Source organism: Snodgrassella alvi (genome assembly GCF_040741455.2).
GTDB lineage: Bacteria > Pseudomonadota > Gammaproteobacteria > Burkholderiales > Neisseriaceae > Snodgrassella > Snodgrassella alvi_E.
The window spans coordinates 677,805-693,567 of the sequence record NZ_CP160328.2 but is presented as its reverse complement, the minus strand read 5'-3'; the positions used below and the strand labels follow the sequence as shown (position 1 = coordinate 693,567).

Below are 15,763 nucleotides of genomic sequence, written 5' to 3'. Positions count from 1 at the left end.
GCATGGCTATTGCACCCGTGCTGCCTAAACGGTAGATATTATTTGACCATATCCTTATAAGCGCCATAGCCTGCTGCTTCCATTTCATCATATGGAATGAAGCGCAGGCTAGAGCCGTTGATACAGTAGCGCAAACCACCCCGTTCTTGCGGACCGTCATTGAATACATGTCCTAAATGCGAATCAGCCTGATGGCTACGTATCTCTGTGCGTTGCATACCATGGCTGTTATCATGATGTTCACTAACGGCTTCTGATTGAATTGGCTGGCTAAAAGCGGGCCAGCCGCAGCCGGAATTGAATTTGTCACGCGAACTGAATAAGGGTTCTCCACTTACAATATCCACGTAAATACCGGGAACAAACAGCTCATCATAGGGATGGCTAAAAGGTCGTTCGGTTGCAGAATTCTGTGTTACCTGATAGGCTTCTTCGCTTAACTGTTGATGTAAAGCAGCATTATCGGGTTTGTGAAATGAATTAGGGTTGTAAGCTTGAGTAGGAGTAGTTGGCTGAGGCAGTTCGGGCAATGGTTCACGCGCTTTTTGTAAATCAATATGGCAATAGCCCTGTGGATTTTTATCCAGATAGTCCTGATGATATTCTTCAGCCGGGAAAAAATTTTGTAATGGCAGATTTTCCACAACAACTGGTGCTGTGTACCGACCCTGTTCAGCTTTGATGGCCGCCTGAATAATATCGCGATCAGCTGCATCAACATAATAAATACCACTGCGGTACTGGGTACCTACATCGTGGGCCTGCCGGTTTAGGGTAGTGGGGTCAATGATTCGGAAAAAATGTCGCAGAATATCTGTTAAGGACAGAATGTCTGCATCGTATTCAAGTTTGATGGTTTCGGCGTGGCCGGTATTTTGGTTGCATACTTCTTCGTAACTGGGATTAGTAGTACGTCCATTGGCATAACCTGCTTCCGTGTGCAACACGCCTTTTAGTCTTTTAAAATAGCCTTCCATACCCCAAAAGCAACCGCCAGCTAAATAAATAGTTTTTTTATTCATGATGTTATAACCTGTCGCTGTATGATATTTATCTATATGCTATCACCTGCTTATTATGAATGAAAGGTGTTGTTTTGCTTAATTATGTGTGTGTGATATAAAATCTTAATATTTGATGAGTAAATCTACGTAGTGCAGACCTAATTTAAAGAATTGTTATGAGTATTATTACTTATTTGCGTCCGGCACGGGCGGAGGATTGTGAAGACATCTACAATGCGCATCGCTATGCAGTGCAATATACTTGCGCACGCAAGTATGATGAAACCGTGTTGAAAGCTTGGTTATCATTATTAAATATTGAAAGTTATTTACATACCCTAGCTGATACCAATAAAGCTTTATGGGTAGTTGATTATAAAGGCCATATACAGGGTTTTTTTCAAATGGATCTTGTTGAGGCACAATTGGATGCATTGTATATCCATCCGTTTGTACATAATCAGGGGTTAGGAACGGCTTTGTTGCAGCGTGCTGAAAATGTTGCCATTCGTGCAGGTTTAGGGATGCTGAAGCTGTATGCATCGCTTAATTCTGTAAAGTTTTATGAAATCAATGGCTATGTTTCTTTGGGAGAATGTGCTTTGCCGCTTAATAAAGAGGTTACGGTGAATTGCCTGCTGATGCGTAAATATTTAACTGAGTAGCTTTTTTACAGTAATCTTTTTTTGTAATCACAATTATTATATCTATTAATTTTGTAATATCTACAAAATATATTAATGGTACTTTTTCTTTTTGTTTTAGATAAATCAAAAATTTAATCAATCATTCCACATCTTTGTTTATTTGTGAATTTTAATTTCAATGTTTATTATGTTTTCACAGGTTGATGTAGATGATTTTAGCTCAGTGAATATATCGTTCTTGATTGTTGTATACACTTAATATTGGTAGGTATTTATAAATTGCCTATTTTTTAATCAATTAAAAATATTCTCTAAAAAACAATAGTATATTATAGTTATCCCCAGATTTTACCCGCAGTTTTGCGCTGAAATTTGTGTACAGGTGGATAAGTTTGCGTTTCATGTTCGAATTGTACTAACTCTGTATATAAAGAAGCTTGCCAGCCTTGGTAGTGCCTGCCACAATAGTTGTTCAATTCCTTTTTTATCAATTTGCATTTATATGAAATGTCCCTTTTGTCAACATCATAATACACAGGTAATAGATACCCGTCTGAGTGAAGGTAATAATAGTATTCGTCGCCGTCGCCGCTGTCTTGCCTGTGATAGCCGCTTTAGTACACTGGAAGTGGTGGAAATGCGCATGCCTTTGATTATCAAGCGGACAGGTGAAAAAGTGCTGTTTGATCCTGCTAAACTTTATACCAGTATAAGTAGGGCATTACATAAACGGCCAATGGATAGAGAAAGTATTGAGAATGCAGTAGCAGAGATTGAAACCAATCTTTACCATATGGGTATTAAAGAAGTGCCCAGCCATATGATTGGAGATATGGTACTGGGCTTACTGGCAAAACTGGATGAAGTAGCGTATGTCCGTTTTGCATCGGTATATAAAAGTTTTCATGATGTTTCAGAATTCACACAGCTCATCGCTAGTTTAAAAAAGAAAAATTAGAAGTATAAATTCTCATAGTGTTTCTTTCTGTTCGCTGCAATGGCAGCTAAATCTTGTTATACTTTGTAACTATTATGCCTTGTCATGAAAGCTTGAATTTATCATGTTGAAATCTCGTTTATGGTTGCTGGTTGCAATTGCTTTGCTGAGTTTATCTGCTTGTAAACAGAAAGATACCTCTGTAACGATTGATGCCAGCGACACTCAGGCAGCAAGTAGTGCCAGTGAAGCTTCTGAGACTAATGCAACCTCTACTCAAACATTAAGCAGTAACGATGGCAAAGTTAGCATTGTGTTGGATGGTGATTTTACTGATGTTTTGGATAGTGCCTCAGACTGGGTTGATCAGAGTCAGGTAAAGAATCTGACATTATTGCAGCACGATGATGGCAGCAATATTACACTGGCGGTAAATAATCTGGGCGTAATGAAAATTAAACCAGACGAATATTTTAAAAATTTAGCGGACAGCTTGAAAAACAACGCAGCCATAAGCAAAGTTAAGCTGGGAATTGCTACTGAAAACCGCATGAATTACCGCTTCAGCCATCAGCAAAACGGTACTTTATTAAATGAAAGCTGTGTTGCACTAGTGGCAAATGGAAATCTGTACACAGTTTGTGCCAGCAGCGATAGTGCCTCTGATGATGCTCTTGCCACTACTTTGAAAACAATTAATTTACAGAATAGTTAATGATGAGCTTTTCCGAGCTGGATAAAAAATTTATGCAAACCGCCCTTGAGCTGGCCTGGCAAGGGCGGTTTTCTACTTCTCCCAATCCCCGTGTTGGATGTGTCATTGCTCGTGGCGAGCAGATAGTAGGTGAGGGTTTCCATGTGCAAACTGGTTTAGCTCATGCTGAGGTTAATGCTTTGAAACAGGCTGGATCATTGGCTCACGATGCTACTGCATATGTCACACTAGAGCCTTGCAGTCATACAGGTAGGACGGGGCCGTGTGCGCAGGCGTTGATTGAAGCAGGTATTAAGCGCGTTGTTGTGGCCATGCTAGACCCTAATCCACAGGTCAGTGGCAAGGGTATAAAGATGCTGGAACAAGCAGGTGTGAATGTTGAAAGCGGATTGTTTACATTACAGGCGCGTGAACTTAATCCAGGTTTTCTTTCTAGACAAGAAAGAAACAAGCCTTATATCAGACTTAAAATTGCAGCGAGTCTTGATAGTAAAACTGCGTTGAGTAATGGGCAAAGCCAGTGGATTACAAGTGATGCTGCCCGTAATGATGTTCAGACATTGCGGGCTGAGAGCTGTGCAGTCTTAACTGGTATCAATACCGTTATTGCAGATAATCCGCTGCTGAATGTGCGGAGGTTTAAAGCCTTGCGCCAGCCAGTGCGTATTATTTTGGATAGTCAGCTGCGTATTACTCCCGCTTTCCATGTGATTCAGGATACAAATAGCCCAACATTAATTGTGACTACTATCCGAGACAAGGCTAAACAGGCCCTTTTTGCACCGTATTCCCATGTTTCCGTTCTAACCTTGCCTCCAAACCAGCACGGACAAATAGAACTTTCCGAACTTTGGCCGATACTGCTTCAACGTAATATCGGTTTGATTCTCGCGGAAACGGGCGCGACCTTGAATTCTGCTTTACTGGCAAGCCAAGCAGTAGACGAAATTATTTATTATCAGGCGCCGAAGATTCTAGGTTCATCCGCAAGAAACGCAATCGAACTTCCTGAAAATCAAGAGGCATTGAATGAATCTGAATGGCAATCAGTCGATCTTAGACTGCTGGGTAATGATTGTCGCTGGACAATACGCCATGAGCAGAGTGCTTCTTGGTTAAAAGGTAGTTTGTTATAGCAGTTAAAAATCTACCTATATCAAACATTCTTTAATTAATGTATCAAACACAGCTGAAAATAAAATTTCGTTGTGTAACAATATTCTCATTGTTAGTTTATTTTACTAATCCTACATAATGTATGCAGCATTATTGATATTACAATATTAATTATTACATTGCTCATTGATAATAAAGGCTTCGCTATGCGTATTCTATTAACGGGTTCAAAAGGTCAGGTAGGAAGTTGCTTGCGGGAAAGATTTCCTGAAAACTGGGAATTGATAGCCAGTGATTCTCAGACACTGAATATTACAGATGCACATAATGTGCTCAATATGGTTAAGACATTTGAACCGGATATGATCATCAATGCTGCCGGTTATACTAAAGTCGATGCCGCTGAAACAGATAGCGATAAAGCATTTGCAGTTAATGCAACCGGAACTCTGAATCTAGCACAGGCTGCACAGTCGATTGGTGCACGTTTGATTCATTTGTCCACTGAGCAGGTATTTGATGGACATCATCATGTGGTGCTCACTGAAAATATGGCTCCTAATCCAGCAAATATTTACGGACACAGTAAATTGGCAGGTGAATTACTTGCTTTAAATGCCCATGTTGAAACTGCAGTCATCCGAACTTCTTGGGTTTACAGTGAACATGGTCACAATTTTGTTAAAATTATGTTGCAAAAAGGTTTGGAAGCACCGACTATCCGGGTCGTTGATGACCAAATTGGTTGTCCAACCTATGCCGGAGATTTAGCTGAAGCCATCATCCGCCTAGCTGAATTAAAGAGTTCGCCACGTGGAATATTCCATTTTGCTGGTAGTCAGCAAATGAGCTGGGCAGAATTTGCTCAGCGCATTTTTATCGAAGCTGCCAAAATAGATGATCGCTATAGTAAAGTAAAGGTAGAACGCATAGCTACCGCAGATTATAAGTGTGCAGCTAAGCGTCCTGAGTTTGGTATTCTAGATAGCCGTACCTTGCAAAATATCATACAGCAACCAGTAACCGATACGCCTTTATCGCAAGTCGTTAGCAAACTTTTGAAATAAAAAATATAAAATTAGCGGGTTAATAAAAACCCGCTAATTTTAGTTTGACGATTTATTTTTCTTTACGCATATCATGGTGTTCGATTACGAATCCTGCTTCCTTATAAGTACGGAATCTTTGTCTTGCCATTGCGACTTCATCCAGATCATTAGCCACCAGCTCTAATACACGCTCTGGTCTTTGTGGTGCTTCAGACCAATAAACATCTGCCAGATTAATAACTACCCAATCATTTTTAATAGCAGGTAAATCATTGCCATAAGAAAGTAATACCCATTGTCCTTCTACGGGTAAAGGCTGTGAGTGAGGCCAGATTTCATGTGGCAGGAAACTAGTAGCGTTAAATGACCACAAAGCATGATCAAGTTCGTTGACTCTACCTGCATCTTCTAGCCAAATTAATACACTTAGCCCGCTTTTAAACACTTTTTGTGTCAGCCGGCAGGTGAACGAAACTATGTCAGAGAGGTGTGTGTAAAAAGTGGTAGTGGCCATATCATCTCGCATTTAGACTTGTTGAAGCAGATACTCCACTAGCAGTGGCACGGGTCGGCCTGTTGCACCTTTATTAGAGCCGGAATGCCATGCTGTACCAGCGATATCCAAATGTGCCCATGGGTAGGATTTTGTAAAATAAGAAAGAAATGCCGCAGCAGTAATCGTACCAGCGGGACGGCCACCTATATTTTGCAAATCCGCAAAATTGGATTTCAGCTGTTCTTTATATTCATCGAATAACGGTAACTGCCAAGTTTTATCGTTAATATTGTTGGCTGCTTCTAACAACTGTTCTATTAGTGGTTGATTATTGCCTAGTACTCCCTGAGCTACATGCCCCAGAGCAATAATACATGCACCTGTCAAAGTAGCGAGATCGATAACAGCTTTAGGCTGGAAACGTTCCGCGTAGGTCAGCGCATCACATAAAATCAGCCTGCCTTCTGCATCAGTATTTAGCACCTCGATGCTTAATCCATTCATGGCTTTTACTACATCACCCGGCTTGACAGCATTACCCGATGGCATATTTTCACAAGTAGGAATAACTGCAACAAGGTTTAAGGGCAGCTTAAGTTTTGCTGCAGCTGCAAACGCTCCGATAACTGAAGCTGCACCGCACATATCAAATTTCATTTCATCCATAGCTGCGCCCGGTTTAAGCGAAATTCCTCCCGAATCAAAGGTTATACCTTTACCTACCAATACCACTGGTTTCTCATCCGCTTCAGGAGCGCCATGATATTGCAGTTCAATCAGGTAGGCACCTGCTGTACAGCCCTGAGCTACAGCCAGTAACGCATTCATCTTCATTTCCTGAAGTTCTGCAGTAGACATGATACGGGCACTGGCACCTACATTTTCAGCAATCCTAGCCGCTGTAGAGGCCAGATAAGATGGAGTACATACATTACCGGGTGCATTACCAAGGTCTTTACAGATATTCATTCCGTAAACTATGGCTTCAGCTTTTATAAGGTATTCATTTACTTCTTGAGTAGTATAATAATGTACTTGCTCCAATTTGATTGGCTTAGCATCTTTTTTGAAAGTGTCAAAACGATAAACTGCCTCACCTACAGCTATAGTAAATGCCTGTACCCATTTTTGCACAATGGCTTTTGGAACTAAGCTCAGATCCACATCAATCCGAATTTGTTCTTTGGCCCAGCATGCTACAGATGTTGCCAGTTTTTGTATGCTGGCATAATCCTCTTCTTCTATACGTGCAACCGCTACAGCTTGTAGCTGATTCTGCTCAAGTGTATGTGTAGCAAGAAAATCTTTTTCTTGCTGGTCTAATTGAGACAGCAAAGTATCGATAACAGTGTTATTGCGATTATTGTTGGCAGCGGCGATAATCAGTAAAGAACTGTTGTTTTGCGGCTGCAATAGTTCGGTTTTTATGCTAAATTCCATATTTCTTCTCCCAATCTAAGGGCGTTGTATATATTCTGTTCAAATCAGCCTTCAGGCAGATTTGGATTCCCCTATTGTAACGCAGGCTGTCAATAAAATATGGACAGTCGCTGATGTGTTTATTAATTTATGATTTATCAACGCCAATTTATTAAAGAATTATCATGGACGGCCGTAGGCATATTCGTGATTTTACTTGTTGTACTGGTGGCTACTCAGGCAATCAATTTACTTGGAAGAGCAGCCAGCGGGCGAGTAGCCATTGATGCGGTAACAGCGCTGATTGGGTTTTGGACGATAGGTCTGACGCCGGTATTACTAATTCTGACAGCTTACATCAGCATCATTACAGTATTGACACGCTACTGGCGTGACAGTGAGATGGTAATCTGGCTATCTAGTGGCTTATCATTAAGAAATTGGATTTTTCCAATCATGAAATTCAGCATACCATTTGCTGTGCTGGTTGCGCTGGTATCAATGCTGATACAGCCATGGGCAGAATGGCGCAGCCGAGAATTTGCAGAATTACTGAAACAGAAACAGGAAATGTCTTTGCTCGAACCGGGCGTATTCAGGGAAATAGGCAAAAGCCATCCTCGAGTTTATTTCATTGAAACTTTTGATCCTGATACGGGCAAGGCCAGCAATCTTTTTGTACGTGAAAAAGAAAAAAATGGCAAAGACAGTACCATATTTGCCAAAAGAGGGGAGTTTAAACAGGATGGAGAAAAAAGAATTCTGACACTTGAAGACGGATTCCGCTATTACGGACAACCCGGACAAGCAGATTATCAAAGAGCTTCATTTAACAAAATGACACTTGTAATCAGTGTCAATACAATGATTATTGATCCGAAGCAAAATAGACATACCATACCAACAGCGGCACTATTAAGTAGTAATGAAGCTATTTATAAAGCAGAGCTGATGTGGCGGTTGTCACTACCGATTAGCGTAATTATTCTGGCTCTGCTTGCCTTACCTTTGTCTTATTTTAATCCGCGTACAGGACATACCTACAATATCCTGATTGCAATAGCCATCTTCCTGATTTACCAGAACGGGCTCACTTTTCTACGTGACTTAGTTGAGAATGGACGTATTCCGCTTTGGTTGGGTATCATACCAATGCATCTGTTGATGTTTCTGGTGTTTTTATTTCTATTACGCTGGCGGGATATGCCTTCAGCACCATTTAGAACAGCATTTACATCATTGCTGGGAGGCCGCTCCTGATGCGTCTGCTCAATCGTTATGTAATTAGCCAACTATCGATTTGTACAATTTATGCACTTTTAGCGCTGATTAGCTTGTACAGCTTCTTCGATATTATGGGGGAAATTAGCCATGTTGGTGACGGACGATATACGGCCGATAAAATGCTGTTTTATGTTTTATTGCTGATTCCCACTCATGCTTACGAACTGATGCCTCTGGCCGTACTAATAGGTGCTTTGGTTTGTCTGAATCAGATGGCTAGCCATAGTGAATTTACCGTCATCCGAACATCTGGAATCAGTCTGGCCAGCATCATTGGTATGATGCTGCAATTTGGTCTAATGTTTGCAATTATCGCAGCATTATTAGGTGAATATGTGGTTCCTAAAACAGGACCATATGCAGAACAATATCAGTTGCACGCTCGTCAAAACACTATTAGTGCTGGAGATAGCGGTATCTGGCTCAAACAGGGCCAAGATATTGTAAATGTAGCAGAAATGTTGCCAGATGGTAGTTTAAAAGATATCAGCATATACCGACACGATGATCAATTTCATTTAAGTCAAACATTACATGCTGCCAGTGCTAATGTAGATGTGCATACTCAGGCGGGTAAACAGACAAAATGGCATTTGCATCAGGTAGACCAATCAATATTGCAAGCACATCAGATTGTCATAAACCATCTGGAAAATGTTGATTGGCATATGTCCATAAATCATCAGCTGCTCAATATATTGCTGGTAGCACCAGAGCAAATGTCTATAGTTGCATTATCTACGTATATCAAGCACCTGAAAAATAATCACCAGCAAATAATTCGTTATGAACTCGCTTGGTGGCGCAAAATTGCTTATCCATTAGCCTGCATTGTTATGGCGCTGGTGGCATTGGCATTTACACCCCAACAAAACCGGCGCGGTAATATGGGCTTGAAACTATTTTACGGCATCTGTTTGGGTTTGTTTTTTCATTTCTCGGGTCGTTTATTTGGTTTTACCAGTCAATTATATGGAGTGCCAACACCGGTAGCAGCTTTTTTGCCGACACTTTTATTTTTAAGTTTGGCAGTCTATCTTATAAGGCGACAAGAAAAGAGATAGTAAGAATATATTGATGCCCTATAGGTAAAGAAATTTATCAGTAGGGTATCAATTATTTTTTTCCCCTATAGTAGTTCATGATAAATAATTCACATGAAATTCAGCAGAAATGAAATATTATTTTGATATAGAATCTAGCTTAAGTTACAACTATTCCGAATAATCAAAATCATTTTTTACAATATCATTATTATAATTTTTTTATATAAATAAGGATGATAGAGATAAGCTAGCTAGTTTAAACTAAATCAAATACAACTGAGAAAAAACAAATACATCAAAAGAAATACTCTGAATAATTAGAATTTCGGAAATATCTTTTTAAAAATATCTTTCCATTGTACGTGAATATTTGTTATTCAATATATTCTAATTTATTAATATAATTTCAGTTCTTGATTCATCAAGGGGAAATATAGGTCAGCAAATTCACTCAAGAATCTAAATTTTAATTTATCAAAACTTTTAATGATGATTAAATAATAATTTAAACAGCTTTTAAAAAGAGTTATCAAAGTTAATTTTAATAGCTATTTAATTTTTTCTTAAATCAAATAATATATATATATTTAATAAAGCAATTTATGCAGTTTTTTCTGTTCGTTAATTTGTGTCAGGATACCTGCACTTTGCAGTAACTGAATATATGTAGTAATGTAGCTATACTGTGCTTCTGCCAGTTTTTGCTCTGCATCAGCTTTGGCCTGCAAAGCCTGTAATTCATCCAAATTGCTTCGTATGCCAACCTTACGTCCCAATTGCGTAGCTTGAAGTTTTACTGCATTGGCTTTCAATAATTGTTGTTGGGCCTGAATCTGGTATAGATTACCCATAGTTGTTTGATAAGCCTGATCTATGTTCAGCTTAATTTTACGTTCAGTAGCAATTAGTTGAAATTTATTTTGCTGTTCTTTTGCTGCTGCTTCCTTGATTTTACTGTGAATCATTCCTCCTGAAAATAAAGGCATTGAAAGTTGAACGGTTACAATACCTCCTTTACTTCGCGTGCCATGATCCATGCCATAAAACTGCTGAATCTGATGATTATCCTGATACCCACCATTTAGAGTTAGTTTAGGCCAGTTTTCAGCTTTGGCGGCAATATAAGCCTGTTTGGCATTTTGCAGAGCCAGTTTTTGCTGCTGCCATTCCGGATTATTTTTTTGTGCCAGCATCAGCCAGTCTGATTTACTTGTTTTCCCAAGTAAATCACCAAAATCGGTGTGTTTCAACCGCTTTATTTGTTTGGGATCCAATCCTGTAATATTGGCTAGATTATTTTGTGCTACCAACAAATCCGTCATGCTACTGACTTTTTTTGCGCGGGCAGCTTCATAGCCTGCCTGAGCTTCATTGGTGTCTACAATAGTGGCTGCACCCTTATTGAATAAAGCTTTAGCCTGTTTGATTTGCATGGCGTAAGCTTCTTTTTCTTTCTCAATTGAAACCAATTTGTCTTCTATCAATAAAACCTGAAAATAGGCTTTAGCAACTTTAAAAAGTAAATCTTCTTTCACATTTTCCAGCTGCCAATCAGCTATGCTGGCCGTAATTTTTCCCTGCTGATATTGTGCCCATTTGGACTTATCAAATAATGATTGACTTGCCTGAACATTCCATCCGTGAGTCTGAGTCGTACTGGATAAAGAGGAAGGTTGTTTCTGGTATATATAGTTAGTATTTACCTGCGGCAATAAAGCAGCTCGAGTTTGTGGCAGTTGTTCCTTTTGTACATCCCGCTCGCTTTGTGCCGCAGCATAATCTGCAGAGTAATTGATTGCGGCCTGCCAGGCTTCGAATAAATCAAATGCCTGTGCATTAGAGTGTAAAAATACGAAGCCAAGTAAAGCAAATATAAATTTTCTGCAATTAAAGGGGTAATTTTTGTGCATCAGCGTTCTCGCATACTTTCATCAACTTTGGTTTGCAGCGGGCTTAATAAATAAGTAATAACGCGACGCTTACCGGTTTTAATTTCAGCTGTGACATTCATGCCTGCAGTCAAATTAACTTTTTTACCATCAATCACTAAATAATTTTTGTCTAGAACAATTGTTGCAGCAAACACTAAGCCTAGTTTTTCATCTTCAATAGCATCAAAGCTAACATTTTTTACTTTGCCAGTTAGATAACCATAACGAGTGTAGGGGAAAGATTCGATTTTAATAACTGCATTCTGCCCAGCTTTGACAAAACCGATATCTTTATTTGATACCAATGCTTCAATTTCCATCTGATCCTGATCAGGTACTACCACCATAATCTGTTGGGCAGCAGTCACCACACCGCCCACAGTATAGGTGGCTAGCTGCTGTACTGTACCATCAACAGGGGATTTCAAAGTCATTAGCTGTTTGCGTTGTAAAGCCTTTTCTGTTGCTTGAGTGAGTTGCTGTATTTGTTCGTTTGCCTGTCGAAGCTGATCTAGCGTATCTCGTTTGAGTGTACTGGTTTGTAATTGACGATTTTGTTCTGCTTCACGAATACTTTCCTGTATCTGCCGTAACTGACTGCGCTGACTGGCTAAATCATTTTTATTCTGAATAAATTTGCTTTCCTGTTCATAGTAAGCGTGTTTCGAAACAAAATTTTGGGCCAGTAAGTCTTTATAGTCTGATGTACGGCTTTGTTCAATGGCGGTAGTTTGCTCCAGCTTGCTTACCTGAGACTGAGTACCTTGAAGCTGAGCCTGATGTTCACGCAGCACCGTTTGCAATTGTGCATCTTGAGTAAACCAAGTCTGATACTGATTTAAAGCCAGAGATTGTGCTTCTGTAATCTGATCGGGATTAAGGTGCCACTGCGTAGCAAGCTCCTTATCCAGTATAGGAGTCTGATGAGAATCTAATGCGCGGATTACAGCCTCCAGACGCAATTTATTCAAACGAGCCGCCTGTAAAGATTTTTCCGATTGTGCATAATCACTGTCAGAGCCAATGCCACTCAACTCGACAAGTACTTGTCCGTTTTTTACATGGTCGCCATTTTTTACTGCAATTTTATCAACTACCGAAGTTTCCAATGGTTGAATAACTTTGCTGCGTCCACCTGGTGTTGTTTTGCCCGTGGCCACTGCAACAATATCCAGCTTACCGATTAAAGCCCATAGAAGAGCGATTACTGCGAACAGGATAATCAGACGAGCGGTCCACTTTGGTGCTGCGGATAGAGGAGTTTCGGTTAATTCCAGATGTGCTGGTAAAAAGGCACGTTCATCTTTATCGCGTTTAGGTGGATCGAGCTGAAACCGTACGGCCCACACATTTTTCCATACTGTGCTATAGCGTTGCAGGAAATCTTTAAATGCTTGAATGCGAATACTCATATATTAATTTCTTATTCTGATTCGTTTCAGCTGTTTTGCAGCTGATATAAATAGCGATAATAGCCATCTGGTTTAGCCAGTAATTCTTGATGAGTACCTTCTTCTACAATGCTACCCTTATCCATGGCAATAATGCGATCAGCCATACGCACTGTAGATAAGCGATGAGCAATAATCAAAACGGTACGACCTTTACAAATAGCCTGCATATTTTTCATTATTGCACGTTCAGATTCATAATCTAGCGCACTTGTCGCTTCATCAAGTATTAAAATACGCGGATTTCCAACCAGTGCTCTAGCAATGGCAACACGTTGTCGTTGTCCGCCAGACAATCCTGCACCTTGCTCACCAACAATTGTGTCGTATCCTTCAGGCAACTCCATAATAAAATCGTGTGCACCAGCCATTTTTGCTGCATACATTATTTTTTCTAACGGCATGCCAGGATCTGCAAGTGCAATATTAGCGCGGATACTCTGATTTAGCAGAACGTTTTCCTGTAAAACAACGCCTACCTGACGACGTAACCACGCAGGATCTGCCAGTGCTAAATCATTACCATCAACCAGTACCCGTCCACGCTCTGGCGTATATAATCGTTGCACCAGTTTGGTTAATGTAGATTTGCCAGAACCGGAACGACCAACAATGCCTAGTATTTCACCCGGCTTAATCTTTAAATTCAAATCACGTAGAATTTCTGCACCATCTGGACGATAGCGAAATGAGATTTTTTCAAACTCGATTTGTCCTTTAATATTGGGTAAGGCCATTCGTGAAGTGGGATTTTCTGTTGGGGTATTTAAAATGTCCCCAAGTCTGGATACAGAGATACCCACCTGCTGAAAATCCTGCCACAACTGAGCCAGACGGATAACCGGAGCGGCTACTTGTCCTGCAAGCATGTTAAAAGCGATCAACTGTCCTACAGTGAGTTCACCTTTAATTACCAGATGCGCGCCAAGCCATAAAGTAATAAGTGTGACCATTTTTTGGATGAACTGTACGCCTTGCTGGCCTATAGTAGCCAGTCGGGCAACACGAAAGCCCGAGCTGACATAAGCCGCGAGCTGCTGATCCCAGCGTCTGGTCATCTGAGGTTCTACAGCCATGGCTTTGATCGTACCAATGGCAGTTACCGATTCAACAAGAAAAGACTGATTATCAGCATTGCGCGCAAATTTTTCATTCAGTCTAGAACGTAGTATGGGACTGATGGTGGCGGACCAGAAGGCATAACAGGGGAGTGAAATAATCACTACCAATGTAAGCCAACCACTATAAAACCACATGACTATCAGAAATATAAATGAAAAGCACAAATCCAGAACAGAGGTCAGAGCTTGCCCAGTTAAAAAGTTACGGATTTGCTCAAGCTCCCGTACTCTTGCCACCGTATCACCTACTCGGCGATGTTCAAAATAAGCCAGAGGCAGGCTTAAAAGATGACGAAAGAGTCTTGCGCCTAATTCGACATCAATACGTGAGGTAGTATGGGCGAAGACATAAGTACGCAGACCACTGAGGACTACATCAAAAATAATGATTACCAGTAATGCAAAGGTAATAACATCAAGAGTAGAGAAACTGCGGTGTACCAGAACTTTATCCATGACCACCTGAAAAAACATAGGCGTCACCAGAGCGAAAAGCTGAATAAAAACCGATACTACCAATACTTCCAGAAAAATCCGGCGATATTTAATTACAGCAGGAATAAACCATGTGAAATCAAATTTAGCTAATTGCCCAAGTACAGATGCTCTAGAAGTAACCAGAATCAGTTGACCAGAATAACGCTGTGCAAATTCTTCTTGGCTGAGTATAACCGGTTTGCCCTGTGCTATATCCTGTATCAGATACCGGTCGCCATCTACTCTGGCTAAAATAAAATGTTGTCCATCCTCCCGCCAGACTACTGCTGGTAATGCTACTAATGAAAGCCGCTCTATACGATGCTTTACCAGCTTTGCTTTCAGCCCTAAATCTTTTGCAGCAAGAAGCCATTGCTCAACATTTAAATCTTCTTTTTCTGTGTATTTATGCGTTATATCTGCCGGATTGACTGCAATACCATGATAGTGGGCTAGTAAAACGAGTGCTGACAAAGCAATATTATTTTTTTGTGCTGAAGATGTTTCAGATGATTCCGAAGATGGCTGCATAGGTGTGAGTAAATAAGTTAGTATAATTTATTATAATTTAACACAAATTCTTAAAAATTAATACACCTAGAATAGTTTAAAAATTATGTGGTTATTATATTTATTAGTTAGTTATAATTTTTAATATTTAAATGGTATAGAGTTGGATAATTAAATTTAAGTATATATAATGAATTAAAAAAAGAGTTTTATATATTTTTGTCTTACAAAATTAATGTCTATGAAATAATATTTAAATAATTTGCTAATTATAAACTCTAATATTAATTTCAAGTTTCTCTCTAATCATATTAAAATTAAGTTTATCATTATTATATTAAAAGATTTATAACTTTATAGCCATATTCAGAGTCAGGCTTAGATCGGAAAAGATATAATGAATAAGGAAAACGAAAATTTAAATTATTAAATTTTTCATGTGGTTAATAACATATTTTTGGCTTGCTAGGTTTAAAAATAAAACACTATGATTGAAACTAAACAAGAAAATGATAATAGATATATCTTGAAATAATAAATACATACAGATTATGGCAATT

At 39.5% G+C, this 15,763-nt stretch carries 12 protein-coding genes and 1 pseudogene; 7 read left to right on the top strand and 6 right to left on the bottom strand.

Annotation, left to right across the window (positions count from 1 at the left end; translation table 11 throughout):
• Positions 1-38: 38 nt before the first annotated feature.
• Positions 39-1,025: pseudogene (gene msrAB, locus ABU615_RS03210) on the bottom strand (bifunctional peptide-methionine (S)-S-oxide reductase MsrA/peptide-methionine (R)-S-oxide reductase MsrB); the annotation flags it as partial.
• Positions 1,026-1,180: 155 nt separating this feature from the next.
• Here msrAB and ABU615_RS03205 point away from each other — a divergent pair.
• From ABU615_RS03205 to rfbD, 5 genes are all read left to right on the top strand, one after another.
• Complete coding sequence (locus ABU615_RS03205) at positions 1,181-1,669, top strand: GNAT family N-acetyltransferase (protein ID WP_100141321.1); 489 nt, start codon at positions 1,181-1,183, stop codon at positions 1,667-1,669.
• Between the two features lie 484 nt (positions 1,670-2,153).
• Positions 2,154-2,609, top strand: coding sequence for a transcriptional regulator NrdR (nrdR, locus tag ABU615_RS03200; RefSeq protein ID WP_100141320.1), 456 nt, complete (start codon positions 2,154-2,156; stop codon positions 2,607-2,609).
• A 103-nt stretch (positions 2,610-2,712) separates the two neighbouring features.
• Positions 2,713-3,303: a cytochrome C gene (locus tag ABU615_RS03195; RefSeq protein WP_370389201.1), complete on the top strand. Its 591-nt coding sequence runs from the start codon at positions 2,713-2,715 to the stop codon at positions 3,301-3,303.
• Positions 3,303-4,439 (top strand): bifunctional diaminohydroxyphosphoribosylaminopyrimidine deaminase/5-amino-6-(5-phosphoribosylamino)uracil reductase RibD, encoded by a 1,137-nt coding sequence (gene ribD / locus ABU615_RS03190; RefSeq protein ID WP_370389200.1) that lies wholly within the window; start codon positions 3,303-3,305, stop codon positions 4,437-4,439. The genes ABU615_RS03195 and ribD overlap by 1 nt, the downstream gene beginning before the upstream one ends.
• A 186-nt stretch (positions 4,440-4,625) precedes the next feature.
• The gene (gene rfbD / locus ABU615_RS03185; protein ID WP_267391083.1) at positions 4,626-5,486 is read left to right on the top strand and encodes a dTDP-4-dehydrorhamnose reductase; all 861 of its coding nucleotides are present in this window, start codon (positions 4,626-4,628) and stop codon (positions 5,484-5,486) included.
• A 52-nt stretch (positions 5,487-5,538) separates the two neighbouring features.
• Here the strand turns inward: rfbD and ABU615_RS03180 are convergent, their stop codons facing one another.
• Both ABU615_RS03180 and ABU615_RS03175 read right to left on the bottom strand, forming a co-directional pair.
• On the bottom strand, positions 5,539-5,982 hold the full coding sequence (locus tag ABU615_RS03180) for a DNA polymerase III subunit chi (protein WP_370389199.1): 444 nt from the start codon (positions 5,980-5,982) through the stop codon (positions 5,539-5,541).
• 12 nt (positions 5,983-5,994) lie between these two features.
• Complete coding sequence (locus ABU615_RS03175) at positions 5,995-7,404, bottom strand: leucyl aminopeptidase (protein ID WP_367487599.1); 1,410 nt, start codon at positions 7,402-7,404, stop codon at positions 5,995-5,997.
• Between the two features lie 129 nt (positions 7,405-7,533).
• Here ABU615_RS03175 and lptF point away from each other — a divergent pair, with 129 nt between their 5' ends.
• Together lptF and lptG are read left to right on the top strand one after the other, a co-directional pair.
• Positions 7,534-8,643 carry an LPS export ABC transporter permease LptF gene (lptF, locus tag ABU615_RS03170; RefSeq protein ID WP_267408752.1) on the top strand — a complete coding sequence of 370 codons (1,110 nt, stop codon included), beginning with the start codon at positions 7,534-7,536 and terminating at the stop codon, positions 8,641-8,643.
• On the top strand, positions 8,643-9,731 hold the full coding sequence (gene lptG / locus ABU615_RS03165; RefSeq protein WP_370389198.1) for an LPS export ABC transporter permease LptG: 1,089 nt from the start codon (positions 8,643-8,645) through the stop codon (positions 9,729-9,731). Before lptF ends, lptG begins: the two co-directional genes overlap by 1 nt.
• 569 nt (positions 9,732-10,300) lie before the next feature.
• On the opposite strand, the gene ABU615_RS03160 is transcribed toward lptG, so the two are convergent.
• The 3 genes from ABU615_RS03160 to ABU615_RS03150 are packed head-to-tail and all read right to left on the bottom strand — an operon-like array spanning position 10,301 to position 15,224.
• Positions 10,301-11,623, bottom strand: coding sequence for a TolC family protein (locus ABU615_RS03160; RefSeq protein WP_370389197.1), 1,323 nt, complete (start codon positions 11,621-11,623; stop codon positions 10,301-10,303).
• A complete protein-coding gene (locus tag ABU615_RS03155; protein WP_267408855.1) occupies positions 11,623-13,050 on the bottom strand; it encodes an HlyD family type I secretion periplasmic adaptor subunit in 1,428 nt (475 codons plus the stop codon). The genes ABU615_RS03160 and ABU615_RS03155 overlap by 1 nt, the downstream gene beginning before the upstream one ends.
• A 32-nt stretch (positions 13,051-13,082) precedes the next feature.
• Positions 13,083-15,224 carry a type I secretion system permease/ATPase gene (locus ABU615_RS03150; protein WP_370389196.1) on the bottom strand — a complete coding sequence of 714 codons (2,142 nt, stop codon included), beginning with the start codon at positions 15,222-15,224 and terminating at the stop codon, positions 13,083-13,085.
• Positions 15,225-15,763: the final 539 nt, after the last annotated feature.